Origin of the sequence: Rhodoblastus sp. (assembly GCF_019449565.1) — a bacterium.
In the GTDB taxonomy this organism is placed as follows: domain Bacteria; phylum Pseudomonadota; class Alphaproteobacteria; order Rhizobiales; family Beijerinckiaceae; genus Rhodoblastus.
In genome coordinates this window covers 115,792-140,375 of sequence record NZ_JAGRPM010000084.1, presented here as the reverse complement: position 1 = coordinate 140,375, position 24,584 = coordinate 115,792, and the positions used below count along the sequence as shown (strand labels likewise).

21 protein-coding genes and 1 tRNA gene are annotated in these 24,584 nt (G+C 64.0%); 8 read left to right on the top strand and 14 right to left on the bottom strand.

Features of this window, described 5'->3' with window-relative positions:
• The first annotated feature begins 32 nt into the window (after nt 1–32).
• Nucleotides 33–410, top strand: a complete 378-nt coding sequence (locus tag QZ409_RS19695) for a hypothetical protein (RefSeq protein ID WP_296714763.1) — start codon at nt 33–35, stop codon at nt 408–410.
• A 57-nt stretch (nt 411–467) separates the two neighbouring features.
• Here QZ409_RS19695 and QZ409_RS19690 read toward each other — a convergent pair whose 3' ends face one another.
• Together QZ409_RS19690 and QZ409_RS19685 are read right to left on the bottom strand one after the other, a co-directional pair.
• On the bottom strand, nt 468–848 hold the full coding sequence (locus tag QZ409_RS19690; protein ID WP_296714762.1) for a calcium-binding protein: 381 nt from the start codon (nt 846–848) through the stop codon (nt 468–470).
• A 94-nt stretch (nt 849–942) separates the two neighbouring features.
• The gene (locus tag QZ409_RS19685; protein WP_296714758.1) at nt 943–1,554 is read right to left on the bottom strand and encodes a response regulator transcription factor; all 612 of its coding nucleotides are present in this window, start codon (nt 1,552–1,554) and stop codon (nt 943–945) included.
• A 143-nt stretch (nt 1,555–1,697) separates the two neighbouring features.
• Here QZ409_RS19685 and QZ409_RS19680 point away from each other — a divergent pair, with 143 nt between their 5' ends.
• Together QZ409_RS19680 and QZ409_RS19675 are read left to right on the top strand one after the other, a co-directional pair.
• A complete protein-coding gene (locus tag QZ409_RS19680; RefSeq protein WP_296714756.1) occupies nt 1,698–3,047 on the top strand; it encodes an ATP-binding protein in 1,350 nt (449 codons plus the stop codon).
• 241 nt (nt 3,048–3,288) lie between these two features.
• On the top strand, nt 3,289–5,658 hold the full coding sequence (locus QZ409_RS19675) for a TonB-dependent receptor (protein WP_296714755.1): 2,370 nt from the start codon (nt 3,289–3,291) through the stop codon (nt 5,656–5,658).
• A gap of 96 nt (nt 5,659–5,754) precedes the next feature.
• Here QZ409_RS19675 and msrA read toward each other — a convergent pair whose 3' ends face one another.
• From msrA to QZ409_RS19645, 6 genes are all read right to left on the bottom strand, one after another.
• Nucleotides 5,755–6,480, bottom strand: a complete 726-nt coding sequence (msrA, locus tag QZ409_RS19670) for a peptide-methionine (S)-S-oxide reductase MsrA (RefSeq protein ID WP_296714754.1) — start codon at nt 6,478–6,480, stop codon at nt 5,755–5,757.
• A 14-nt stretch (nt 6,481–6,494) separates the two neighbouring features.
• Complete coding sequence (locus tag QZ409_RS19665) at nt 6,495–8,309, bottom strand: cytochrome c biogenesis protein DipZ (protein WP_296714752.1); 1,815 nt, start codon at nt 8,307–8,309, stop codon at nt 6,495–6,497.
• A gap of 19 nt (nt 8,310–8,328) precedes the next feature.
• Entirely contained in the window at nt 8,329–8,793 is a 465-nt protein-coding gene (gene msrB / locus QZ409_RS19660) for a peptide-methionine (R)-S-oxide reductase MsrB (RefSeq protein WP_296714750.1), read from the bottom strand.
• Nucleotides 8,794–8,893: 100 nt separating this feature from the next.
• Nucleotides 8,894–9,187, bottom strand: coding sequence for an acylphosphatase (locus tag QZ409_RS19655; protein ID WP_296714749.1), 294 nt, complete (start codon nt 9,185–9,187; stop codon nt 8,894–8,896).
• Nucleotides 9,188–9,278: 91 nt separating this feature from the next.
• The gene (locus QZ409_RS19650; protein ID WP_296714745.1) at nt 9,279–10,673 is read right to left on the bottom strand and encodes a DUF5666 domain-containing protein; all 1,395 of its coding nucleotides are present in this window, start codon (nt 10,671–10,673) and stop codon (nt 9,279–9,281) included.
• Complete coding sequence (locus tag QZ409_RS19645) at nt 10,670–11,524, bottom strand: DUF6502 family protein (RefSeq protein WP_296714743.1); 855 nt, start codon at nt 11,522–11,524, stop codon at nt 10,670–10,672. Before QZ409_RS19645 ends, QZ409_RS19650 begins: the two co-directional genes overlap by 4 nt.
• 285 nt (nt 11,525–11,809) lie before the next feature.
• Here QZ409_RS19645 and QZ409_RS19640 point away from each other — a divergent pair, with 285 nt between their 5' ends.
• From QZ409_RS19640 to QZ409_RS19630, 3 genes are all read left to right on the top strand, one after another.
• Nucleotides 11,810–14,659, top strand: coding sequence for a glycosyltransferase (locus tag QZ409_RS19640; RefSeq protein ID WP_296714742.1), 2,850 nt, complete (start codon nt 11,810–11,812; stop codon nt 14,657–14,659).
• A gap of 195 nt (nt 14,660–14,854) precedes the next feature.
• Complete coding sequence (locus QZ409_RS19635) at nt 14,855–17,047, top strand: hypothetical protein (RefSeq protein WP_296714739.1); 2,193 nt, start codon at nt 14,855–14,857, stop codon at nt 17,045–17,047.
• Nucleotides 17,048–17,287: 240 nt separating this feature from the next.
• On the top strand, nt 17,288–18,214 hold the full coding sequence (locus QZ409_RS19630) for a LysR family transcriptional regulator (RefSeq protein WP_296714737.1): 927 nt from the start codon (nt 17,288–17,290) through the stop codon (nt 18,212–18,214).
• Between the two features lie 8 nt (nt 18,215–18,222).
• On the opposite strand, the gene QZ409_RS19625 is transcribed toward QZ409_RS19630, so the two are convergent.
• Both QZ409_RS19625 and QZ409_RS19620 read right to left on the bottom strand, forming a co-directional pair.
• The gene (locus QZ409_RS19625; RefSeq protein ID WP_296714734.1) at nt 18,223–19,152 is read right to left on the bottom strand and encodes a glutathione S-transferase family protein; all 930 of its coding nucleotides are present in this window, start codon (nt 19,150–19,152) and stop codon (nt 18,223–18,225) included.
• A 37-nt stretch (nt 19,153–19,189) separates the two neighbouring features.
• The gene (locus tag QZ409_RS19620) at nt 19,190–19,813 is read right to left on the bottom strand and encodes an NAD(P)H-dependent oxidoreductase (protein WP_296714730.1); all 624 of its coding nucleotides are present in this window, start codon (nt 19,811–19,813) and stop codon (nt 19,190–19,192) included.
• Between the two features lie 230 nt (nt 19,814–20,043).
• On the opposite strand from QZ409_RS19620, the gene QZ409_RS19615 reads away from it, so the two are divergent.
• Nucleotides 20,044–20,514, top strand: coding sequence for a DoxX family protein (locus QZ409_RS19615; RefSeq protein WP_296714728.1), 471 nt, complete (start codon nt 20,044–20,046; stop codon nt 20,512–20,514).
• A 152-nt stretch (nt 20,515–20,666) separates the two neighbouring features.
• On the opposite strand, the gene QZ409_RS19610 is transcribed toward QZ409_RS19615, so the two are convergent.
• The 3 genes from QZ409_RS19610 to mnmA all read right to left on the bottom strand — a co-directional run bounded on the left by QZ409_RS19610 (nt 20,667) and on the right by mnmA (nt 22,713).
• Nucleotides 20,667–20,743, bottom strand: a tRNA-Met gene (locus QZ409_RS19610).
• 108 nt (nt 20,744–20,851) lie between these two features.
• The gene (locus QZ409_RS19605; protein ID WP_296714724.1) at nt 20,852–21,511 is read right to left on the bottom strand and encodes a class I SAM-dependent methyltransferase; all 660 of its coding nucleotides are present in this window, start codon (nt 21,509–21,511) and stop codon (nt 20,852–20,854) included.
• Entirely contained in the window at nt 21,508–22,713 is a 1,206-nt protein-coding gene (gene mnmA / locus QZ409_RS19600) for a tRNA 2-thiouridine(34) synthase MnmA (protein WP_296714720.1), read from the bottom strand. The genes QZ409_RS19605 and mnmA overlap by 4 nt, the downstream gene beginning before the upstream one ends.
• A gap of 359 nt (nt 22,714–23,072) precedes the next feature.
• Between mnmA and QZ409_RS19595 the strand changes: the two genes are divergently transcribed.
• Entirely contained in the window at nt 23,073–23,348 is a 276-nt protein-coding gene (locus QZ409_RS19595; protein ID WP_243066288.1) for a DUF1153 domain-containing protein, read from the top strand.
• Between the two features lie 71 nt (nt 23,349–23,419).
• Here QZ409_RS19595 and QZ409_RS19590 read toward each other — a convergent pair whose 3' ends face one another.
• Nucleotides 23,420–24,463: a UPF0104 family protein gene (locus tag QZ409_RS19590; RefSeq protein ID WP_296714834.1), complete on the bottom strand. Its 1,044-nt coding sequence runs from the start codon at nt 24,461–24,463 to the stop codon at nt 23,420–23,422.
• Between the last annotated feature and the right edge of the window lie 121 nt (nt 24,464–24,584).

Below are 24,584 nucleotides of genomic sequence, written 5' to 3'. Positions count from 1 at the left end.
AAGCCGTCAAGCCGAGCCACAAGAGGGCGCTGATGAATCGCGGGAAGGGCGTCCTGTTTTCGGTTGTCGCCGTGACGGCCATTCTGCACGGCGCCGCCTGTTTCGCGGAGCAGCCTGGCGCTCCGCCGCCGAAGCCGATGAAGGTCTGGAACCTGACCGCGTCGGCCATCGTGGATTTTCGCCTCGCGCCAGGCGGCTCGTCCAAATTCGGACGGAACCTCGCGCTGGATGACAAGGACAAGGCGATCGACATCGACGAGCGCCTGACGCTGCGCGACATCTCCCCCGGGATTTACGGTGCGCGCATAAAATTCAGGAGCGGACGCAAATGTCGCGTCCCCGGCCTCAAGCTGGAAACGGGAGAAATCGCCAGCATCGAGGAAAAGCAGTTGGAGCACTGCCTGCGTTAGCAACTCCGAAACTTGAGAGCGATTTTCCGCCATTCGCGACGGAAGATCGCTCTTTTTTTATTTCAGCAGTTTCAGCAGAGCCTTGCCCGCCTTGCTGTGAAGCTCCTTGGCGTCGAGCGTCCCCTCATTGTCGGGATCTGCCGCCTTGAACTTCTTTTCCACCAGCGCGAGATATTCATCCTTGGTCAGGGTCGTGTCCTTGTCCGGGTCGGCGCCAGCGAGATCAGCCTTGCTCACGCGACCGTGCAGCTCCTTGATGTCGAGCGTGCCTTCGTGATCCTTGTCCAGCTTGTCGAACAGAGCGCCAGCGGCCTTTTTCGCCTCGGCGAGATCGATCGTCCCGTCGGCGTCGGGATCAAGCGCCTTCGGAACGCCGGCCAGCGCCGGGCCGGCGCAGATAGCAGCGGCGGCGACCAAAATAAAACGACGATCAAACATCGGAAGTCTCCAATATCATGGATACAGGCTCTCGAGGGTAATCCTGACGAGCCTGAACGGCAAACCGTCAGCGCGCGACGTTCCGTCGCAAGGCCTATTGCCCCTGCGCCTCCAGCGCGACGCGCATCAGGTCCATCGAGGTTCGTGCGCCGAGCTTGAGCTTCAGCGACGTGCAATTATTGGCGATGGTCTTGTAGGACACGCCGAGCTTGTCGGCGATGGCGCCCATCGATTGTCCCGTCGCCAGCAGGCGGACGATCTCCATCTCGCGCTGCGATAGCTGCGCCAGCCGATTGTCGAATTTCGCGAAGGCCATTTTCTGCGCGAGCGCGCCGGGCAGATAGGTTCCGCCCGCGCAGACCTGCCGCAACGCGGTGACAAAGAGCGAGGGGTCGTCGTTCTTGGCGACATAGCCCTTCGCGCCGGCCGAAATGGCGCGGGCCGCGAAAGCGGGATCGTCATTCATGCTGAAGATGACGATGCGCGCCGCCGGGTCCTGCGCCAGAATGCGCGCGGCGAGTTCGAAGCCTGACAGGCCAGGCAGATTAATGTCGAGTACGGCGACATCCGGAGCCTGCGCGGTATAAACGGCGAGCCCGGTCTCGGCGTCGGGCGCATCGAAAACTTCAATATCCGGCTCCGCCGCGAGCAGCGCCTTGCAGCCGGAAACCACCACCGGATGATCGTCGACGATCAGAACCCGCACCCTGCGCCTCCCCTTCCTGTTTGCGCCAAACATGCGTCGCGCGCCGCCGCATTGCAAGCCGCCGCGCTTGACTTGCGGGCCTTGACTTGCCGGAGGCCGAACCCGACCATCGCCCTCCTCGCCCCAGTCGTGACGGTCGCTCCATGTCGCTCAAGGTCCGCATCGATCTGCTCTTCGGTCTGCTGCTCTTTCTCGGCCTCGCCGCGGATATCGGCCGCATGGCGCTGAACGCCCGCACCCGCGTGCAGGCGGAGGGCGAAGCCATGACGCGGGTGACGCGCGATTTCATCGAAGCGGCCATGGTCAATTTCCGCGGCGCGGCCGATCCGGAAGGGGCCCTGCGCCAACTCGCGCGCAGCCTCGATTCACTACGCCATATCCGCATCGCCCTCGTCCGCGATCCCGCCGACGCCGTGGCGGCGGCTTTGGTTCCGGATGAGCGCCGACAGTCGCCAGTCTGGTTTTCCAATCTCATCAACGCCCGCAACCAGGTGACGATCCTGCCCGCGACCATCGACGGCCGTAAATTTGGCGATATCGTCATCGCCAGCGATCCCTCCGACGAGGTCAACGAGGTCTGGCAGGACGTCCGCAATCTGGCGCTCACCGGCGGAGCCATCGCGCTTGCCGCGCTTTTCGGCGCGAGTCTCATTCTCGCCCGGACCCTGCGGCCTCTTGAGACCTATTCGACGGCCCTCGGGCGCCTGAGCCAGGGCGATTACGAGGTTCGCACGCAAGCCGCCGGCTCGCCGGAATTCGTCGATCTCTGCGCCAAGATCAACGCCCTCGCGGAATCTTTGGAGGATCTGTCCGGCGCCAATCGCGCCCTGATCCAGCGACTGATTGACGTGCAGGAAGAGGAGCGAAAGAAAATCGCGCATGAATTGCACGACGAGATCGGTCCCTGGCTCTTCGCCCTGCGCGCCAATGCGACCGTGCTCGAAGCCGGCGTCCGCGATGCTGGACTGGAGCCGCTCCAGCGCCGCGTCGCCGCCATCCGAGACCAGATCGAGGCCCTGCAAGGGCACAACAAGAGAATCCTGCGGCAGTTGCGTCCGCCCGCGCTCGACGAGCTGGGCCTGTGCGAGGCGCTGAAGATACTCGTCGAGAACTGGCGCCAGACCGAACCCGGCGTCGATGTCGAACTCTGCCTGCCGGAGGATTTCGAACTGCCCGACGCGAAGGAAAGCCTCGCGCTCTACCGGCTGGCGCAAGAGGCGCTGACCAATATTTTTCGCCATTCGGGGGCGACCCACGCCTCGGTGGTGCTCTCGCGCATCGCCGCGCCGCCGGAAATTCGCCTTTGCATTCAGGACGACGGGGTCGGGATCGAGCCGCAACAACTTGCCGGCCTCGGTCTCGCGGGCATGCGGGAACGGGTGCGCGGCCTGGGCGGACGGCTGTCAATTGGAATGGCGCCAGGCGGCGGCGGGTTGATAGAGGCGGCCATTCCCTCGCCTCCCAAAAATACATCCCAGCATAACGCCAGTTGATCCGAAGCAACGCCATCGCCCGCGCCGGGAATTATTTGAACAACCCTTTCAAGGACGCCAATCGGGATTTTTTCCCGGCCAAACAGGACCCTTTCCCCGGCAGCATATCTTCTCGATCACGAAAATTTGTATTAGGTTTCCAATTAAGGCGAAAAACCCGCCAAATTGAGTCATCGCCGCGCCAAACGGCGAAACTGGCGCTTTGACGGGCGGCCAGCCGACAAAAATAGTGGGAGTGAATATGAACCGCCTTCGCGCATCCTTGCTGGCCACGGTCGCCATCCTCGGCGCTCCGGTTGCTGGCCTTCCGGGTTCGGCTCTGGCGCAGAGCGGTCAGCCTTTGCCCGACATCGACGTCACCACCGATGCGCCGACCTCCGCTCCGCCGGTCGCGATCCCGGCGGCCGACGCCGGGATCGCCGGCGCGCCCATCAATTTTACTCAGGACCTGACGCCCTCCAACAACACCCGCATCGACGCCAAGGAAATCGCGCGGACCGGCTCCCCGGCGGCGGCGGATACGCTCCAGCGCCTGGTGCCCGGCGTCGATATTCAGGGAACCACGGGCAATACGCTGTCGCCCGACGTGGTCTTCCGGGGCTTCGTCTCCTCGCCGGTGCAGGGCACGCCGCAGGGCCTCGCCGTCTATCAGAACGGCGTGCGCGTGAACGAGGCGTTCGGCGACACGATGAATTGGGACATGCTCCCGACCTTCGCCATCTATTCGATGGACATGATCTCCAACAATCCGGCGTTCGGCCTCAATGCACTCGGCGGCGCCGTCAACATCAAGATGCGGGACGGCTTCAACACCCAGGGCGGGCGGCTCGAAGTCTCGGGCGGCTCCTATGGCCGCATCCAGGGCGCGCTCGATTACGGCAAACAGGTCGGCGATTTCGCCTTTTACGGCGCGCTGGAAGGCGTACATGACAACGGCTATCGCGATTTCGGCGCCTCCACCATCCGCCGCTTCTATGGCGACCTAGGCTATCGCTCCAATGGCAATGAATATCACCTGAGCGCGGGCCTCGCCGACAATCTGTTCGGCGCGAGCGGTCCGGCCCCGATCCAGTTGCTCAATCAGGACTGGAGCGGCGTCTATACGACTCCTCAGACATCACACACCCAGATGGGGCAAATCGCGCTGTCGGGCAATTTCGCCTTTTCGCCGACCTGGAGCCTCAATACCAACGCCTATGTGCGGCGCTACATCCAGCACACGGTCGACGGCAACCCGACCAATACGCAACCTTGCGAAGACCCGACGCTGCTCTGCTACAATAGCGACGATACGCCCGCCAACGGGCTGAACCGACAGCAGCTGAACAACCCCTTCCCGTCAAACGCCGTGCTTGGCGAAATCGACCGCTCCAGCATCCTCACCACCAGCGCCGGGGCGAGCGCGCAGCTCTCCAACAGCGGAACCTTGTTCGGCTTCAAGAACCACGCCACTTTCGGCGCGAGTTTCGATTACGGGACGACCAATTACAACGCGACCGCCGAGCTTGGCGTCGTCGCGCCCAATTATGTCGTGATCGGCTCGGGAACCTATCTCGGCCCCTCGGGCGATCCGGTCGCCATCGGCCCGGTCAGCGTCAATTCGATCAACCGTTATTTCGGCCTCAACGTGCTCGACGCCATCGACTTGACAGACAAGCTCACGCTCTCGGCGGGCGCGCGCTTCAATCTGGCGTCCATCTCCCTGTCCGACCAGCTCGGCGGCGACGTCAATGGCGAGAACCAATATAACCACGTCAATCCGGTCGTCGGCCTGACCTACAAGCTCACGCCCGACCTTCTCGTCTACGGCTCCTATGCCGAATCCAACCGCGCGCCGACGCCGCTCGAACTGGGCTGCGCCAATCCGCAGAAGCCCTGCATCATGGGGGCCTTTCTCGTCTCCGACCCGCCGCTCCAGCAGGTCGTCGCGCAGACTTTCGAAGCGGGCTTTCGCGGCCAGCAGGTCCTCGCCAATGATTGGGGCGCGGTCGGATGGAAGGCAGGCGTCTATCGCACGCTCAGCAGCAACGACATCCTGAACGTCCCCTCTCCCACCCAGCAGGGCTTCGGCTATTTCGCCAATGTCGGAGACACCTTGCGGCAAGGCGTGGAGGCCCAGCTCAATTACCGCAAGGGACCGTTCACGGTCCGCGCGACCTATGCCTATATCGACGCGACCTTCCGCAATTATCTGACGCTTGGCTCCAACAGCCCCTCCGCCGACGCCAATGGCAATATTTTCGTCGTTCCCGGCGACCAGCTTCCGATGATCCCCCGTCAGCGCGGCAAGATCAGCCTAGACTGGGACATCAACTCTCAAGCCCGCATCGGCGCCGACATCCTGATCACCGGGCCGCAACGCTATGCCGGCGACGCCTCGAACCAGCAACCCATGCTGCCGGGCTACGCCACGGTTTCGCTCAACGGCGCCTACAAGATCACGCGTAATCTCGAAGCCTTCGCTATCGCCAATAATCTTCTAAATCACCGCTACTACACCTATGGCGGCTATTTCGAGACGGGACAGCTGTTTCAGGCCTTCACCAACCCGGAAAGCGTCGTGCCCGCCCAGCCGCTCTCGGTCTATGCCGGCCTGCGCATGACCTTCTAGAGCCTTCCGATCCGATGGAATCGGATCGGAGCTCTAGTTTTTTGTTTTGACGCGCTTTCTTCACGCGAACCGGCATCCACTTCGCTCGAAAACGCTCTAACGCATGGCGTCGCCAACAAGGACCGGATCGTCGCGATAAACGCCTGGATAGAGCTGTTTCAGCGCCGCGATCTTGGGCAGGTCGTTGATGCGGATATAGGGATAGGTCGGATTGCGGGCCAGAAAGTCCTGATGATAGCTCTCCGCCGGGTAGAAGATGCGATCGGGTTCGATCTTCGTCACGATCGCCGCCTGATAGATCCGCGCCTGGTTGAGCTGCGCGATATAGGCGCGGGCAATCTTCGCCTGCTCGTCGCTGGCCGGGAAGATTGCCGAGCGATATTGCGACCCCCTGTCAGGCCCCTGACGATTGAGCTGGGTCGGATCATGCGCGACCGAGAAATAGATTTGCAGGATATGCCCGAGGCTGATTTCCGCCGGGTTGAACGTGACCTGTACGGATTCGGCGTGGCCCGTGTCGCCGCGCCCCGTGATCTCGTAGTGAGCCGTCGCCGCCTCGCCGCCGGCATAGCCGGAGACGGCCCGGGTCACGCCTTTCACATGCTCGAATACGCCCTGCACGCCCCAGAAACATCCGCCCGCGAGGACGACAGTTTCGGCGCCGCGCTGACCCGCCGGCTCGTCCAGAGCCGGCGCCGGAATCTCGCGCGGCGCTTCCTCCGCCCGCGCAATCAGGCTAAAGGACCCAGCGGCCAGCGCCGCCACAATCGCGGCGATTCCCACGGATTTCTTGACATTGCGGTTCATGACATTGCGATTCATGGACAATCTCCCGTTCAACCGAAGGTGAAGGCATAGGCGCGCACGCCGGGATCGAGGAATTCGATTTCGAACAGGCGGTCGCGGACGCCGCCTTTCTGCCGAACGAGCTGGTAAAGCCGCTCGCCCCTCACCACGCCCTCGCCCTGGGCGTCGATATCGGCGCCGGCGCTGTCGCCCGGCGCCGCGCCGTCGATCTTGACCCGGAACCGCGCCGGTTTGCCGTCGGCGCCCGGGCCAAGTACGAGGTGCAGGTCGCGCGCATGGAAGCGGAAGGCGATCGCGCCACCTGCGCGATTGAGCTCGGCGCGCTCCTCGCCAATGGTCCAATCGCCGGAAAGGCTCCATTCGTTCAGGCGCAGATCGGAGCCCGTGTAGACATGGGCCTGATTTTGCGCCGCGCCGCCGGGCGAAGCGAAGTTTTCGGCGCGGGCGAAGCCGAGATAGGTTTCCGGCGAGAGAACCTCGGCCATGTCGGGCGGGGCCTGGGCGCCCGTCGCCGCGACCTTGACGATTCCAGCCGGCGCGCCGGACACGCCCGCCTCCGCCAGCAATTGCTGGATGATTTTTTCCGATCCCTCGTAATCGCCCTCGCCGAAATGGTGGTGGCGGATACGGCCCTGCGCATCGATGAAATAATGCGCCGGCCAGTAACGATTGTCGAAGGCGCGCCAGATCGCATAATTATTGTCGATCGCCACCGGATAAGTCAGGCCCAGATCCGCGACGGCGCGCTTCACATTGGCGGGGTCCTTCTCGAAAGCGAATTCCGGCGCGTGGACGCCGATCACGACAAGACCCTGATCGCGATATTTCTCCGCCCAGGCGCGGACATAGGGCAGAGCGCGCAGGCAATTGATGCAGGAATAGGTCCAGAAATCGACCAGAACGACCTTGCCTTTGAGCCCTTCGACCGAGAGCGGCGGCGAATTCAGCCATTCCACCGCGCCTGCGAGCGACGGCGCCCTGCCCTCCACCGGCAGGCCGGCCGCCGGCGCCTCGCCCTTCGCCGCATCGCCAGGCGCCATCATCATGTTCGGGCCGCCGCCCATCATCATCGCGCCCTCCGCGGGCGTCATCACGACGGAGGCAGTGTCCGCCGTGGGCGTCGCGCCGAATTTAGCTAGCAGAGCCTCTTCCCAGCTGCTGGTGCTGGCCAGCGACAGGCGAGCGAGGACGCCGGTGTCGGCCCCGAGCGCAATGGCCGCGACCGCCGCGAGAACCGCAACACCGAAGCCGCGCCGCGCCCATTCGCCAAGTCCGAGCGAGCGCTTCATCGCGGCGAAGACGCGGCCGCCGACCAGCAAGGCGAGCGCCAGCGAGGTCGCAGCGCCGAGGCCATAGGCGAGCAGCAAAAGGGTCGTGCCGATGGTCGCGCCCTGCAGCGCCGCCCCGGTCAGGATGATCCCCAGGATTGGCCCCGCGCAGGGCGCCCAGAGCAGGCCGGTGGCTACGCCCAACAGCAGCGCCGCGCCAACGCCGCCATTGCTCTCTTCCCCATCGGCCCGTTGCGACAGACGCACGCCCAGCGCCACCAAGGGCGCGGAAAGGCGTTCGGCAAGGCCCGGCCAGACCAGCGCCAGTCCGAACACGGCCAGCAACGCCAGCGCCAAGGCGCGGCCATAGGAATTGGCGTGCGCCGCCCATCCGCCGCCGACGGCCGCGAGCGTGGCGACCAGAGCGAAAGTCGCCGCCATGCCAAGCAGCATGGGCAAGCCACGCCGGCGGAAGGACTGGCCAGCCCCGGCGAAGACGAAGGGCAGGACCGGCAGGATGCAAGGGCTGGCGATGGTCAGGGCGCCGCCGAGAAAAGCGAGTATAAATAGAAGCATGACGCGAGCGTCCTTAAGGTCAGGCCGTCTTGAACTTCAACGCGACGCCATTCATGCAATAGCGCAGGCCCGTCGGCTTGGGGCCGTCGTTGAAAACATGCCCAAGATGGCCATCGCAACGACGGCAAGCCACCGCCGTCCGCATCATGCCGTAGGAGCGGTCTTCCTTTTCGTTCACCGCCTTGTCGAGCGGCGCCCAGAAGCTCGGCCAGCCGGTGCCGCTGTCGAATTTCGTCGCGGACGAGAACAGGTCGAGGTCGCAGCCGGCGCAGGCGAAGACGCCCTTGCGCTCTTCATGCAGCAGCGGGCTGGTGAAGGCGCGCTCCGTGCCTTCCTTGCGTAGCACGGCATATTGGTCCGGCGTCAGCAGCTTGCGCCATTCGGCGTCGCTGTGCTCCACCTTGTCCTCGGCGGCGCGGGCTCCGCCGGAAGCGGCCAGAGCCGCGCCAGCGAAAAAGCCAAGGGTGTTGCGACGTGTCAGCATGGTGATCTCCAGATCGCGGAATTTTCATCTAAGCGAAATACGTCCGCCGCGCCCCTTCGTTACGGCGTTACGTGAAAAAACCGTGGCTGGATCGAAGGACTTAGAACGTGGGGGCGATGACGAAGCCGGCTCGTTCGGGCGGCTCGCGGTCGTCAAGGACCTCCAGCCCGGTGACGGTCGCGCTCAAAGGCCCCCTGCGCATCGCCTCCACCAAAGCGTCAATCGCCTCGGGGGCGCCGCTGACGCGAGTCTCGACGGCGCCATTCGAGCGATTGCGCACCCAGCCGGAAAGGCCATGCCGCAGCGCGGCCCGCCGCACGAATTCGCGATAGCCGACGCCCTGCACCCGGCCCTCGACAAAGACGCGCAGCGTTTTCGGATTCGCCTCGCTCACGGCCCCAAGCCTCGCTTACCAAGCCTCGCCGTCCATACTTCATATCGCAACCAGGATAGGCTCGGCTAAAACGCACGGCAACATGGATGCGTCACCGCCTTGGCGGGAAACCCGGCCCCATGGGTCCCCCGGGACCGCCGGGGCCTCCAAATCCGCCCGGGACCGCAGACCCGCCAAATCCACCAGAACCGCCAAATCCGCCAAATCCGCCGGGGCCGCCCGGCGAGGGGAAGCCGCCGGGGACGCCCAACCCGCCGGGAGCAGGCATGGGAGCGCCGCCCTGCGAGGGGAAATTGCCCGCCCCGCCAAAATTATCGGGCGCGGGCACGGGCGCGCCGCCGTAATAGCCACCGCCTCCCGGGCGCCCTTGCAAGGGACCGGTGGAGGGATTGGCGCCGGGGCCGCCCAAGGGACCGCCCATGGGGCCGCCGCGGCCGCCCGACGGCGGACCGCCCATGCCCGGCCCATGAAAGCCGCCCCCCGGACCGCCCATGTGTTGACCCGGAGGCGCGCCCAGCGAGCCGCCCCGGCCGCCGTCTGGCCCTGGACCATGGCCGCCCGGCCCAAATCCTCCATTCGGGCCGCGCGCCGGCGCGAGACTCTCCGCGCGCAGCACGCCATTGGGTTCGACCCGCGCGGTCACGACGCCGAGGCCAAACCGGCGCCCCGCCTGCCTGTCGCCTTCGACAACGAGGCCGGACCCAAGTTCGAGCCGCGACCCGTCCCTTGAAAAATAGGACTCGATCGACACGCGCTGCACGGCGTTCAGGAGCGCGCGATAAGGCTCCGTCGCGACCTGTGCGGTGAAGGTCCGGTCGATAAAGGCGCCGGCCACGGAGACGCGGCGGCCAGCCAGGGCCGGGTCCAGCCCCGCGATTTGCAGGCCTCCGATCATCGCCTCGCCCTGAGGGCCGAGCCGCACAGGTCCGGCGACGCGCATCGAAGCCGTGTCGCTGTGCTGGATGAGGCTGGCGACGATCGTCCCGTCGGCCGAACGCAAGCCGCTCACCGCGACCCATTCGCCGGGCTGCCATCCGCGCAGATCGACGCGGTTCGTCGACACATTCTGGCCCAATACGGTCATCCCGTCGCTGGAAACGCGCTCGACAGGTCCGACGACTTCGCTCGACACGACGATCCTTTGCGTCGTCAGGCCCTTGGCGGTTTTGGCGGCGATGACCTGAACGACCTGACCGATGCGCAAGCTTTGAACGGTCTTGAGCTCCCCGTCGATCTCGACCGGTGCATCAGGCGGATAGGAGATGCGCAAACCATTGACATAAATGCTACCGAACCGCCGGATCGTGCCGATGACGCCCGTACCGCCGATGCCCCGATCGCCCTCGCCGGGACTGAGCGCAGCGCCGGTTCCGCCGATCCCCCGATCGCGGGGAGCGTTCTCGGCGGCGCCAGCCCGCGAGAGGCAGAGAAGCGTGCTTGCAATTGAGGAAAGCAGCGCGCGGCGCGTAAGGGACGCTCCGCTCATGTCTTGCCTTTCGCCTCGGATGGCGGGCTCGCGGGGGACTCGTTTTCGTCCGTGAAAATATAGAGGCCGAAATTCCACCGATGCGGGCCGCCGGGATCGGAATCGCAGATCGCCAGCGCCTCCCGGTTCGCCGCCAGAAGCGCATGGGTCGCCAGATCGCGCGACAGGGCCTCGAGTTTCCGCACGGCGTTCGCGGAAAGCTGATCGTAATGGACGGCGCGTTCGAAAAAGCGCGGTCCCTCGCCCGAAACATTGGCGACAGCCGCGGCCATGTGGTCGTGCAGGTTGCGGCCGAAATAATAGAGCAATTGCTCGTCGTCCTTGCCGGGTAGCAAGGCGCGCTCGATCAGCACCACGCGATCTTCGCCGTCGATCCGCACCAGACCCCGGTCGAGCCATTCATCGAGTACGGCGCGCGCGCGCAAATCGCGCGTGACCGAGCCGACCAGCTGATCGAAAGAGACCTCGCCCTCCCGGGCGTTGCGCGCCAGCGGCAAGGGCTTGCCCGCTTCGTCGGTGAATTCGCCCGCGCCGAGCCAGCGCGCCAGAATCTGGCTGGCGCGGGAGAGAGACGTCGGAACGACATTGACCGGCGCGCCCGCGCCGCGCAGTCGCCGAACCTCCTTGCGATGGATACCCGTCAGCAGGCTGACGCGACTGTCCGTCTGGCTCTTGTCGGCAAGCGCGAAGTCATATTCCGCGACATTCACATAAAGCTCGCGCAGCAATTCGCACAGCGCCGGGAAGGTCACGCCGCTCTTGATCAAAAGCCGCACCAGCGGCCGAAGAAGGCGCGCGACGGGCCCGTGCAATTGCGACCCGCCCGGCGCGCCTGGGGACGGTTCGGACATGGCGCGATCATAAAGACCGATTCCGTGGGAATCAATCACACATTGGTTTGACGTGGGAATTTTTCCCACGTATAAAGACAAGACTGCGGCCAGCCCCGCCTGATCGGAAGCCATCATGTCCCGCAAGCCAGCCCTAAAAATGACCGAACGAAACGTCGAACAATCGGGACGTTTTCAACGCCATCGGATCGACCGCCGCCGCGTTGCAAGCGCGGCGACATAATAGTGAGCGCCAGAACGCCAACCCTGCGTGCAATTTTAAGCTGTGTTATCCAGATGATTCATTTGTCCTCGAAGCAATATCAACAGATACGTCACGGCATCCCCGACGACGCGCATCGTTCCGCTTATGGACCTCTTCCGGATGACCGCCGCCCGGACTCGCATCGGGACTCCTTCGGCGACATTGCCGCAAGGCTCATTTCGGCCTGGCCGTCCCCGCGGATTTTCGAGGCGGGATGCGCAATCGGCTTTCGCATCGACGACGCGCCCGCGATTTCGCAAGGGCCGGATCGCAAATGCGCCTTTCGCGGACTGGGAAGGCTAACCGATCCCATCGCCGGGCCTTACGATCTCATTGGCTGCATCGAAGTTCTCGCCCAGTTGCCGCGACGCGAGGCGGACCAGGCCATCCGCAACATCTGCGCCGCGACGACGCGCGTCCTGTTTTCCGCCTGCCCCGACGATCACGCCGGGCCGGCCTATGACAAGTACCGGAGGCCGATCGACTGGCTCCGCGCCTTCGCGGAGCATGGCTTCGCGCCCGTCGCATGTTTCGACCCCACCTTCCTGCGTCCATGGGCGATCGCGCTGGAATGGAGCGAACGGCCTGCGAATGACGATCTGCTTCTCGTCCATGCGGAACTTGTCGCGGCGCGAATTACGGCCTGGAAAAACAGCGAGGCTCTGAAGGAGGAATTGGCTGCCGGGCGCCGCCAGCTCCATCAAGCCGTCAACTCGCTCGCGGCGCGCCACGCCGCCCTGAGCGCGAAAAAGCCCCGGATCGGACTTTTCCAGCGGTTCAGCCGTTTCCACCGCCGGCTCCAGTATCTGAGGCAATCGATATTCTTCGATCCCGGCTGGTACGCGAGGAAATATGGCGACCTTGCCGAAGGCGTCGATCCGGCCATTCATTACCTGACAACGGGACGCCAGGAAGGCCGAGACCCCGGCCCGGTCTTTTCCGCCGCCGGCTATCTCCAGGCCAATCCGGACGTCCGCGAAACGAGTTACGATCCTCTGGTTCATTTCGAGCGTTACGGAAAATACGAAGGCCGCCGGATGGCTTTCCGTTTCGAGGGAGTCGAGCCGCTCGTCTTCGAAAACATGCCGCCGCCGCGGAAAAAAAAGCGCCGAATTTCGACAACCGCAAACGCGGCCACCTATCAGGACTGGATTGAGCGATGCGACACGCTCGACGATGACGACCGCCAGGGAATCCTGACTCATATTGAGACGCTGACCTACCAGCCTTTGATTTCCGTACTCATGCCCGCTTACGAAACGCCGCCGGCGCTGCTGCGGCAGGCGCTGGACTCGGTGCGCCCGCAACTTTACCCCCATTGGGAGTTGTGCATCGCGGACGACGCTTCGCCTTCGCCGCATGTGGCCGCGATCCTCGCCGATTACGCCGCCCGCGACGCCCGGATCAGAATCGTGCGGCGCGAGGCGAACGGACATATCTCAGCCGCCACCAATTCCGCGCTCGAACTTGCCCGCGGCGAATTCATAGCCTTGATGGATCACGACGATCTCCTCGCCGAACATGCGCTGTATCATGTCGTGGTCGAGCTCAACCGGACCCCGGACGCGGATCTCATCTATTCCGACGAAGATCGCGTCGATGAAAAAGGGCGCCGCCACGATCCCTATTTCAAGACCGACTGGAACCCCGAGCTTTTCCTCGGCCACAACATCGTCAGCCACCTCGGCGTCTACCGGCGAAGCCTTGTCGAGCGAATCGGCGGACTGCGCCTGGGGCTGGAAGGAAGCCAGGACTATGATCTCGCCCTGCGCGTCTCGCGCGAGACTTCGCCGGATCGGATTCGCCATATCCCGGCGATCCTCTATCACTGGCGCAGTTCGACAATGAAATCATCCTTCTCGGAGAGACAGCTGCAACGCTGCGTCGACGCAGCGCGCCGCGCCAAGTCCGATCATCTCCGCGCGATGGGCGATGATTCCATCATCGAGCCGCATCCATTCCTGCCGCAATGGGAGCGCGTGCGGCGCATGGTTCCGACTCCGGCGCCGCTGGTCTCGCTGATCGTGCCGACGCACAATCACGCCGATCTGCTGCGCCCCTGCCTCAACGGGCTGATGCGCCGAACCGCCTATCCCAATCTGGAAATCATCGTCATCGATCACGACAGCGACGAGCCTGAAACGCGCGAACTGTTGCGGGAGGTGGCGCTGGATCCGCGCGTGCGCGTGATGCCCTATAGCGGCGCTTTCAATTATTCGGACATGAACAATAAGGCCGTCGCCATCGCGCATGGCGAATTGATCGGACTCATCAACAATGACGTCGACGTGATCGACTCCGACTGGCTCGACGAAATGGTCGCGCTGGCCTCGCGCCCAGAAAATGGAGTCGTGGGGGCCAAGCTGCTCTATCCCGATGGCAGCGTGCAACATGCCGGCGTCGTGCTCGGCGTCGGCGGCGTCGCAGCGCATTTGCACTCCGGTTTCGGCGCGAGGGACGCGGGCTATTTCGGACGCCTGCTCCTGGCGTCGAATGTCTCGGCGGTCACGGGCGCCTGCCTGGTCGTCCGGAAAACCGTCTATGAAGAGGTCGGCGGCCTCAACGCCACCGATCTGGCTGTCGCGTTCAACGACGTCGATTTTTCGCTGAAAGTCGCCGCAAAAGGCTATCGCAACGCATGGACGCCGTTCGCGCTGCTGTTTCATCACGAATCGCCTTCGCGGGGGACCGATTTAAATCCCGAAAAGGCCGCGCGTTTTCGCCGGGAAGTTTTCTATATGCAAAGAACCTGGGGAGAGACCCTCGAAGCGGACCCGTTCTATAACGTCAATTTTTCGCTCGGCAGCTCAAACTTCGAGCTCGTCATTCCTGGCCGCCGCGCAAAGCCGTGGATGGCGTCCTCTCCCGCCCTCGCGCCCTGGCGCGCTTGAGAAGCGCGCGACCGTCGCGAACGGCTTACGCCCAAAGGTTGCGCTTTCCTGGTTAACTTTTGCGGTATGTTTGGGGCGTTCTTTCCAGATATCTAACGACCCGAAGCGGCGCCACCAAGATTGCCGAACGGGAACAAACCGATTGATCCCATAACCCGCCCGACTGCCAAAGCCGTGTGGCCCAGGAGGCTACCCATGTCGCGCACGATCAGCACCCTGCTATCGGGAACCTTGACGCTCGCCCCCACCGACAACCCGCTTACCATCACCTTTAGCGGCGGCGTCGCCGCAACCGCGCCGGGCGCGGACGCCATCGATGGCGGAACCGGCGTCAATTGGTCGATCACGAATTCCTATGGCTCCATTTCCTCGGCGACAGGATATGGCGTCTACCTGCTCGGCCCCGCCGCGATCGTCAATTACGGCGCGATCTCCGGCAATGGCGGCGTCCGTCTCGGCGCCGGTGGAACGGTTAGCAACCGATATGGGGGCAGTATAACCGGCAAGGGCGCCTCAGGCCCCCAGGCGTCCGTCTCCGGCATTTATTTCGACGGCGCCTCAGGCTCGGTCGCCAATGCGGGAACGATTACCGCCTCGGGAATAGGCTATGGAATCGGGTTCGCCGCTGGCGGCTCGGTCAACAACAGCGGCGTGATCGCAGGCGGCGAGGACGGCGTTTTTTTTGATGTTGGCGGCGTCGGCTCCGTAACCAACTCAGGCAGCATTACCGCCTCGATCGACGATGGCGTCGCCTTTAATGGAGGCGGCAGCCTTACCAACCAATGGGGCGGCTCTATCAAGGGACTCGCCGGCGCGAACGCCGCCGCCGTGTTCGTGACCGGGGGGAGCGCGAAAATCATCAATTATGGCTTTCTTGCCGGCCGGAAATACGGAATTCTGATCGCGGCCGGTGGAACCATCACCAACCAGCAGGACGGGACGATCACCGGCCAAACCGCCGGGGTCAGCCTCAGCCACGGGGGAAGCGTCTCCAATGCGGGCTCGATCATCACGACGACCGCGGGCGGAGCCGGCGCCGATCTTGAGCAGGGCGGCAGCATCAACAACAAATGGGGCGGCGCGATATCGGGGACCAGCTACGGTATTTTCGTCCTCGGCGCCGCGGGAACGATCGTCAATCAGGGCCTGATATCGGCGACAACTTTGGCGGGCGTCCAACTTGGCGCTGGCGGCGTCGTGACGAACCTTTATGGCGCCGCCATTCTTGGCCAGAACACGGCCGTCAACTTGGCGAATGTATCGGCCAATGTCGTGAACAGCGGTTCGATCTCCGCCGTAGCGGCGGGTAGCGCGGGCGTCACGATCGGCGCCGGCGGCCTCGTGACCAATAATAGCGGCGGGATAATCGCGGGCGTCGGATATGCAGTCTTCGCGTCTGGCGTTGCGGCGACCGTCAACAACGGCGGTCAGCTAACCGGCGCTTACGGGATCGGCTTGAACGCTGGCGGCGTGGTCAACAATATCTATGGCGGCGCGATCACCGCTCAAATCGCGGGCATATTCGTCGGAGGCGGAGCCGGGACGATCACCAACGACGGCGTAATCGCCGGGAGCGCGCCGTCCGGTGGCGGCGTCGACCTCGAAAGCGGAGGCAGCGTCGTCAATCAAGGCGACGGCGTGATTTCAGGCGGTTATGCCGGCGTGTTCATCAACGGCGGGAGCGGAACCGTCACCAATGCGGGGACCATATCCGGGGGAGTCTATGCGATCGATTTCGTGTCGAACAATGCCGCCAATCGCGTCATCGACGATCCCCAGTCGGTGTTCAATGGACTTGTGAGCGGCGGCGGCGGAACCCTCGAAGTGGCCAAGGGCTGGGGGGACCTGGCCGGCCTCGGAACATCCCAGTTCCAGAACTTCCGATCTTTGCAGGTCGATTCCGGCGCGAATTGGACGCTCCATGGCGCTGGCAATTCGATCGCCGTGGTGATCGACAACGGCGTTATCGCCATCGATGGCTCTTTGGACGTGTCGGTCGCCGTCGACGTCGGCAGCACAGGGAGTTTCCTGCTTGGCGCCGGAGACAGTCTGGAAATTGCGCAGGCGCTGGGCTCGGGGTCGAAGATCGACTTTCAGAACAGCGGCGAACTCATTCTCGACAACGCCGCCCTGTTTGGAACGGGCGTCGGCACGGCCGCTTACAAGGGCGATCTGCTCGAGAATTTCAGCCCCGGCAGCGCTATCGACCTGCATAATTTCTCGCTGGCCGGCGCGATCTTCAATTACAACGCGCCGAGCGGGCTGCTGCAAATCACCAATAGCGCCCATCAGTTGGCGACGCTGGATTTCCAGGATTCGACCCTGGCCGGCGGAACATTCCATCTCGGGACTGATGGCTCCAGCGGCGTTCTGATCACCCGCAGCTAAAAAGCGCGCCCGTGCCGGGCGACAATGGCGCGGGCGGCAAAAGAATCATCTCCGCGCCCGGCGAAATTGCCGCGAAATATTAGACGCCCGGCTCCCAAGGCGCGCCCTTTCCTAGGTTGAGTTCGTGCGAAAGGTGGGATTTACTTGGTCGCCCGGCCACCAGGCCGCAAACAGGGCGGACATTGGAAATTAACACGCCAGGCTTCCGCAATGTGACGCCTCACACTCGGCGAGGCGAGCATGATCCGCGACCTTGACGCCCTCCGGACTTTCGTCGCCATAGCGACACTCGGCAATTTCGCGCGTGGTTCGGACAAGCTCGGCATTTCCCGCGCCATGGCGAGCAAGCGCATAGCCGACCTCGAAGCCGAGCTGGGCGTGAAGCTGATCAATCGCACGACGCGGTCGATGAGCCTCACCGAGGCCGGCCACAAACTGCTGGCGGCGGCCGAGACCATGTTCGGCCTGCTGGAAAGCGCCGAGCAGGATATCCGCTCGGCGACGGCGATCCCGCGCGGAAACTTGCGCGTCAATGCGCCAATGTCCTTCGGCATCCGTCATCTCGGCCCGATCATCGACGCTTTCCTGCTCCAGCATCCAGAGGTCAGCGTCGACCTCACGCTCGACGACCGGGTGATCAATATTGTCGACGAGGGCTATGACGTCGCGATCCGCATCCGCAATCTCGCCGATTCCAGCCTGACGGCGCGCCGCCTCGCCCCCGCGCGGATGGTCGTGTGCGCCTCGCCCTCCTACCTCGAAAGCAGGGGCAGACCAGATCAGCCGCAAGACCTGACCCGGCACGACTGTCTCGTCTATGATTATCTCGCGCGACAGAATGTCTGGAGCTTTGTCCGCGAAGGCGTGAATGCGGATATTCGCGTTAGCGGCCGGCTGCACAGCAACAATGGCGACGTACTCGTCCAGGCGGCGGCGGATGGCTTGGGCGTCATGCTCGCGCCGACCTTCATCGCCCATGAGGCGCTGCGGTCAGGCGCCCTGCTTCCCATCCTGCCTGAATGGCGCGCTGTCGAACCCGGCCTGTTTGCGGTCATGCCGCCCGGGCGCGTCGATGTCCTCAAGGTCCGCAGCTTCGTCGAGCACCTGTCAAAGTCGATCGGCAAGGAGCCCTATTGGGACGAGGGCCTGCCGATCGCACATGTCTGAAGCCCGCTTCAGGCGGCGCGGCGGGCTGGCGCCAGCAGGTCGAAATCAGGGCCTTTGGGGATGATCCCGGTCGGGTTGATCGTCCGATGGCTGCCGTAATAATGGGCCTTGATCTGGTCGAAGCGGACGGTTTCGGCGATTCCGGGAGCCTGGTAGAGCGCGCGGGTGTAATCCCATAGCTCGGGATAATCCGCGATCCGCCGCCGATTGCATTTGAAATGCCCGACATAGACGGCGTCGAAGCGGATCAGCGTCGTGAACAGGCGCCAGTCGGCCTCCGTCGGCCTGTCGCCCAGCAGAAAGGCCCGGTCCTTCAACCGAAGCTCCAGCGCGTCGAGCGCCGCAAACAGCTGATCGAAGGCCTCGTCATAGGCCGCCTGGCTGGTGGCGAAGCCGGCGCGATAAACCCCGTTGTTGATGGCGGGATAGATCATATCATTCAGCGCGTCGATTTCCACCGCCAGCTCCGGCGGGCGAAGCAGCGGCCCACCCGCGCCCGGCCAGGTGTCCAGCATCCGGATGATTTCGGCGGATTCATTATTGACGATGGTTTTGCGCTCGCGGTCCCACAGCACCGGCACCGTCACGCGTCCGGTATAATGTGGGTCCGCCTTGGCATAGACCTCCCAGAGAAAGCGGGCGCCGTTGACGCTGTCGGCGCCTTCCGCCAGCGTCCAGCCGTCTTCGAGCATCAGCGGCTCGACATAGGTTACGCCGATCGCCTGTTCGAGCCCCTTGAGCTTGCGATAGATCAGCGTGCGATGCGCCCAGGGACAGGCCCAGGACACATAGAGATGATAGCGCCCGGCTTCGGGCTTGAACGGCCCCTCCGGCGAAAGGGCGTTGCGGAATTGCGTCGCTGGCCGCTGGAACTGGCCGCCCGTCGAGGCGGTGTCGTACCAGATGTCGCGCCAGGCGCCTTCGACCAGCATTCCCATGTGAGTCTCCCTCTGTCGTGCGCTTTGACGCGCCCGGTCAGGCCGCGGCCTTCAGATTTTCCACGGCCTGCGAAATCTGTCCCGCCGCCGACGACAACGCCGCTTCCTGTGCCTGCGCGCCCGATGCCAGACGCTCCGCCAGAATGAAAGTGACGTCCGTTATGCCCATGAACCAAAGCAAGGTACGCAGATGCGGCTCCTGAGAATCCATGGATTTGGCCGGGCCGTCCGAGAAGAACCCGCCGCGGCTGAGAACGACGATGGCGCGCTTGCCCGTGAGCAGGCCTTTGGGGCCGGCCGAGCTATATTGGAACGTGATTCCGGGGTGCAGGACATAGTCGAACCAGGCCTTGAGCGAGGTCGGAATGCCGAAATTATACATCGGAGCGCCGATCACCAGGACATCTGCCGCCTTGAGTTCGCTCACCAGCTTTTCCGAAAGCGCGCGCGCAGCCGCCTGCGCTTCGCTGGCGGGCTCGCCGCGAATGCCCGCCAGAGCGTCGGCGTCGAGGTGCGGGATCGACGAAGCGGCGAGATCGCGCAGGACAACGTGACTATGCGGCGCGCTCTGCTGAAGGGCGGCGACAGTCTGGTCGACCAGCTGATTGGAGATGGAGTTTTCGCTCGAAAGGCTGCTGTGGATCGCGAGAATGTTGGACATTGGAAACCTCCGAATTCGTTTGCCGTGAAAATCTACGGCTTCTGAAGATCGGAGATAATTGAGCCATTTATGACATGACTGTTTCTTCTCATTGAATAGTCGCCTGATCGAGAATTATTCGCTATGATAAAACAGTCATGTCATTTTTTGCATAATTGTTTCCGCCTAGCGATGGCGCGATCCTGTTTGCAACGGACGAGGTCGTCCGAACCCAACCAGGAGCAGAACCCATGACCGTTGCAGCCCTTTCCTCCCCGCGTCCTCTCATCCCGGCGGTCGGCGCGCTGACCAGGGCGCTCACGCCTTACGCCGATCCCATGGTCCGCGTGACCGCCGGCCTCCTTTTGATGCCCCATGGCGCGCAGAAATTGTTCGGCCTGTTCGGCGGCTATGGACTTGAGGCGACCGGCCAATTCTTCGCGGCCAAGCTCGGCCTGCCTGCCTCCCTCGCGCTGGTCGCCGGCCTGATTGAATTCTTCGGCGGCCTTTTTCTTGCGCTGGGCCTGCTGACCCGGCCAGTCGCGGCGCTGGTCGTCGGCCTTATGGGCGCGGCAGTACTGAGCGTCCATCTCGGCGCCGGCTTCTTCTGGACCAATGGCGGCTTCGAATATCCGCTGTTCTGGGGGATCGTCGCCCTGAGCTATGTCATTCGCGGCGGCGGCGCTTATTCGCTCGACGCGCGCATCGGCCGCGAATTCTGACCGCCAGCGCCCGATCGGGGTCGCGCTGACTCCGGTTGGCGCGACAGCCGACACGCATTTCCAACGGCGGCGAGGCTCAACGGGATAATAAAATTTGTGATTTTTAACCCGGACGCCGCAGGCGCGAGCATTCTGCGCCATCGGGGGAACGATGGTAGCGGAGGAGGGACTCGAACCCCCGACACAAGGATTATGATTCCTCTGCTCTAGCCGGCTGAGCTACTCCGCCCCCGAAACGCGGCAAAGCCGCGTCTCAAGTCCCCGAAGCGCGGCAAGGCCGCGTCTCAAGTGGGCGGTCTATAGTCCGCCGCCGCCGCCATTGTCAAGGAATGCGCGGCTAATTAATCCGCTCGATCCGAGCGAGCGTGAAAAGCCCCAGCGGCGCGATCTTGCGGCGCTCGACGAGGCGCATATCGGAGCGCGCGGCGATCCAGTCGCCCAGAATCGCCCAGGGAAATTCCGGCCGCCAGCCGAGCGAGGCGGATTTCTTGCCGAGCCAGCTTTCGGCCCAGGCGATCGGCCCCGATTCGGCGCCGACATGATTGACCAGCACGATCTCGCCACCCGGCTTCACCACGCGCGCCAACTCGTCCAGCGTCGCGGCGGGATCGGGAACAACCGTCAGCACATAGGGCGCGACGACGGCATCGAAATGAGCGGCGGGAAAGGCCAGCCGGGTGGCGTCCATCACGCAAAGACCGGCCACCTGCAACAGCTTTTCATTGGCCGCCCGCATCTGGGCGCGGCGCAGCATCGGCTCCGACAGGTCGACGCCGACCACCGAAACGTCGGGGTCGAACATCGGCAGTTCGAGCCCGGTGCCGACGCCGACATCGAGAATCAAGCCACCCCGCCGCTGCGCCGCGGCGACGGCCGCGCGCCGGCCGGGCGCCATGACCGCCGTGAAGGCCAGATCATAGACCGGCGCCCAGCGGGCATAGGCCTCCTCGACATGCGCATTTTCCAGCTGCGCGATTTCGCGGCGCGCTTCCGTCATGCGCTGGCCGCGCGCGAAAGCGGCTCCACGGCCATGGTCGCCGCTTGCGTGCTGCGGATGAAGCCGCCGCCGAGCACGCGGGCGCGCGGCTCGGCGTTTTCGTAAAACACGCAGGCCTGACCCGGCGCGACGCCGCTTTCGTCATCGACGAATTCAACGCAGATCTCGCCGTTGCGGCTCTCCAGCACGGCCGGGACCGGAGGGCGCGTCGAGCGCACCCGCACGGCGATCTCGAGGCCCGCAGCCGCCACGTCTTCCAGCGCGCCGGGGCCAATCCAGTTGACGTCGCGCAACGCCACCTGCTTGGTCGCCAGCGCCGAGCGCGGCCCAACTGTGACGCGCGCCTTGGCGGCGTCGATCTTGACCACATAGAGCGGCTCGCCCGCGCTCGCGCCGGCCGACCCCAGCCCGAGGCCGCGCCTTTGCCCGATGGTGTAATGCATCACGCCGGAATGGCGGCCGAGCACGCGGCCGTCGACATGGACGATCTCGCCCGGCGCGGCGGCCTGCGGGGCCAGCCGCTCGACAATGTCGCTGTAGCGTCCGGTCGGCACGAAGCAAATGTCCTGGCTGTCCGGCTTGTCGGCGATGGCGAGACCGAAACGGCGCGCATGTTCGCGCACTTCGGGCTTGCTCATCTCGCCGAGCGGGAAGCGCAGCATTTGCAATTGTTCGCGCGTCGTGGCGAAAAGGAAATAGCTCTGGTCGCGGTCGGAATCCTTGGCGCGATAGAGCGCGCGCCCTGCGCCATCGGCGCGCGAGGCGATGTAATGGCCGGTCGCCAGCGCATCCGCGCCAAGGTCGCGGGCCATGTCGAACAGATCCGTGAACTTGATCTGCTGGTTGCAGGTCACGCAGGGGATCGGCGTCTCCCCGTCGGCGTAGGATTGCGCGAAGGCGTCGATCACCTTGGCGCGGAAGCGCGTCTCGTAATCCAGCACATAATGCGGAATGCCGAGGCGGGACGCCGCCTGCCGGGCGTCGAAAATATCCTGGCCCGCGCAGCAGGAGCCCGGGCGATGCTCGGCCTCGCCCTGGTCATAGAGTTGCATGGTGACGCCGACGACGTCATAGCCCTGCTCCTTGAGCAAGGCCGCGACCACGGAGGAATCGACGCCGCCAGACATGGCCACGACCACGCGGCATTGCTCGGGCGCGCCGGGCAAGTCGAGACTATTGAGATGGTTCGCTGCGACGTCCATGGATACAGGTCTGGCCCGTGGGCTGTGCCGTCCCTCGGGGCGGCGGAGAAGCGGCGCGCGAACCGCGCCGGGCTTCCCCTTTTTGGCGCGCTCCGCCTGATCTACCTTCAATAAGCCGTCCGGCCTCGTTTTTCAACGCGTTTGGCGCAAGCCCTCCGACGTGGAAAATGGTTAACGCGAACTTCCTGCCTGTTCCGATCCAGAACATTTTAGCCAATTCGCTAAGAATTTGGCAAGAAACCCCCGTTCAAACAAGCATTTATCGCTCATTTCCGAGTGATTTGCTTAGCCGTTTTTTAAGTCCCTCGCGTTAGCTTGAAATCCTAGTCAGGGTTCTCCGCGTAACGTGAGTATCAAGCATGACCGAGCCCCACCGTCCGAGGGTCAAATATGTCATCGGTCCCGATGGCAGTCCGTTGACCATCGCCGACCTGCCCCCGCCCTCGACCAAGCGGTGGGTGATCCGACGCAAGGCGGAAGTTGTCGCCGCCGTCCGAGGCGGGCTGCTTTCGCTCGAAGAAGCCTGCAGCCGCTATACCCTGACCGTGGATGAGTTCCTGTCCTGGCAGATGTCGATCGATCAGCACGGCCTCGCCGGGCTGCGCACGACCCGCTTGCAACAATATCGGATGTAATCGGAGCGCGCTCTGAAAAACCCCGGACGCCGGCCTGACAGCCGGCGTTTTTTATTGCGGCTTGCCCCCTTTTACTGGGACTTTCCGTGGGGCCTGGCTTCCGAACTCCCCTGCGGCTGGTTCCGGCTTCCGGCCTTTTCCTCGGCAAGGTGATGATGGTGCTCGATCGCCTCGGCGAGCCGCCGCCGTTCGAAAGCCAGGACGACGAAAATCGCAATGACGAGCGGGATCAGCAGATAAAGCAGGCGGAACAGCAGCAGGGCCGCCAGCACGCCGTCATGCGGCGCCCCGGGCATGCTTTTCAGGAACACCAGTTCGAACACGCCGAGTCCGCCGGGCGCATTGGAGGCGAGCGCCGCGGAAAATGAAAAGATGAACACCGCGACGACGACGAGAAAGCCGGGGTTGCCCTGCTCCGGCAAGGCGAAATAGATGATGCCCGCCGCGCCGAGAATTTCCGCTGGCGCCGCGACCAGCTGCCGCAACACGATATCCCATTTCGGATAGGCGATTCGCGCGCCGCGAAGGGTCAGCGACGGCAACCGCAGCAGCGAGCCGACAACGTAAAGCGCGATGAGGCCGAGACAGGCGAAACCGATCGTCCGCGCCGTCGAGGCGTGGGTCAGGAACGCCGGCAGGATGTCGTCAAGCTGGGCGAGCGCCTGGGGCCGGACCAGCAAGGCCACGCCGCCGACCAGGACTTCGCCCAGCAGGAAAGTCAGCGAGCACAGCGCCACCAGCACCGCGATCTGCGCGGTGTTGAGCCCCTTCGAAGTATAGCCGCGATAGCGCACCATGGCCCCGGACACCACGGAGGCGCCGATGTTGTGCGACAGGGCGTAGGTGGTGAAGGAGCAGAGCGTGATGAAGCGCCAGGAAATGTGGCGCACGCCCAGATGCAGCAGCGCTATCCAGTCGTAAAAGGCCAGAGCGATATAGGCCACGACGGTCGCGCAGAGGGACAGGAAATAATGCGACAGCGGAATCGCCTTGAAGGCGGCGATCAGCTGCGGCCCAAGCGACTGGCCCCGAAATTCCTGGAACAGCAGCCAAAATGACGCCACGACGGCGACAAATCCAAGCGCAGGCCAGATATAGTCGAGATTGCGTTTGATGAAATCCATCCGGGCCCTGCAATGCTCGAACGGCCCCGGACGATTCGCCGCGCCAGCCTGCGCATCCTTTGCTACAGGCGGGCGTCAAGCGCAAGCCCGGATTGGGCCGGCGGCTGGCGGA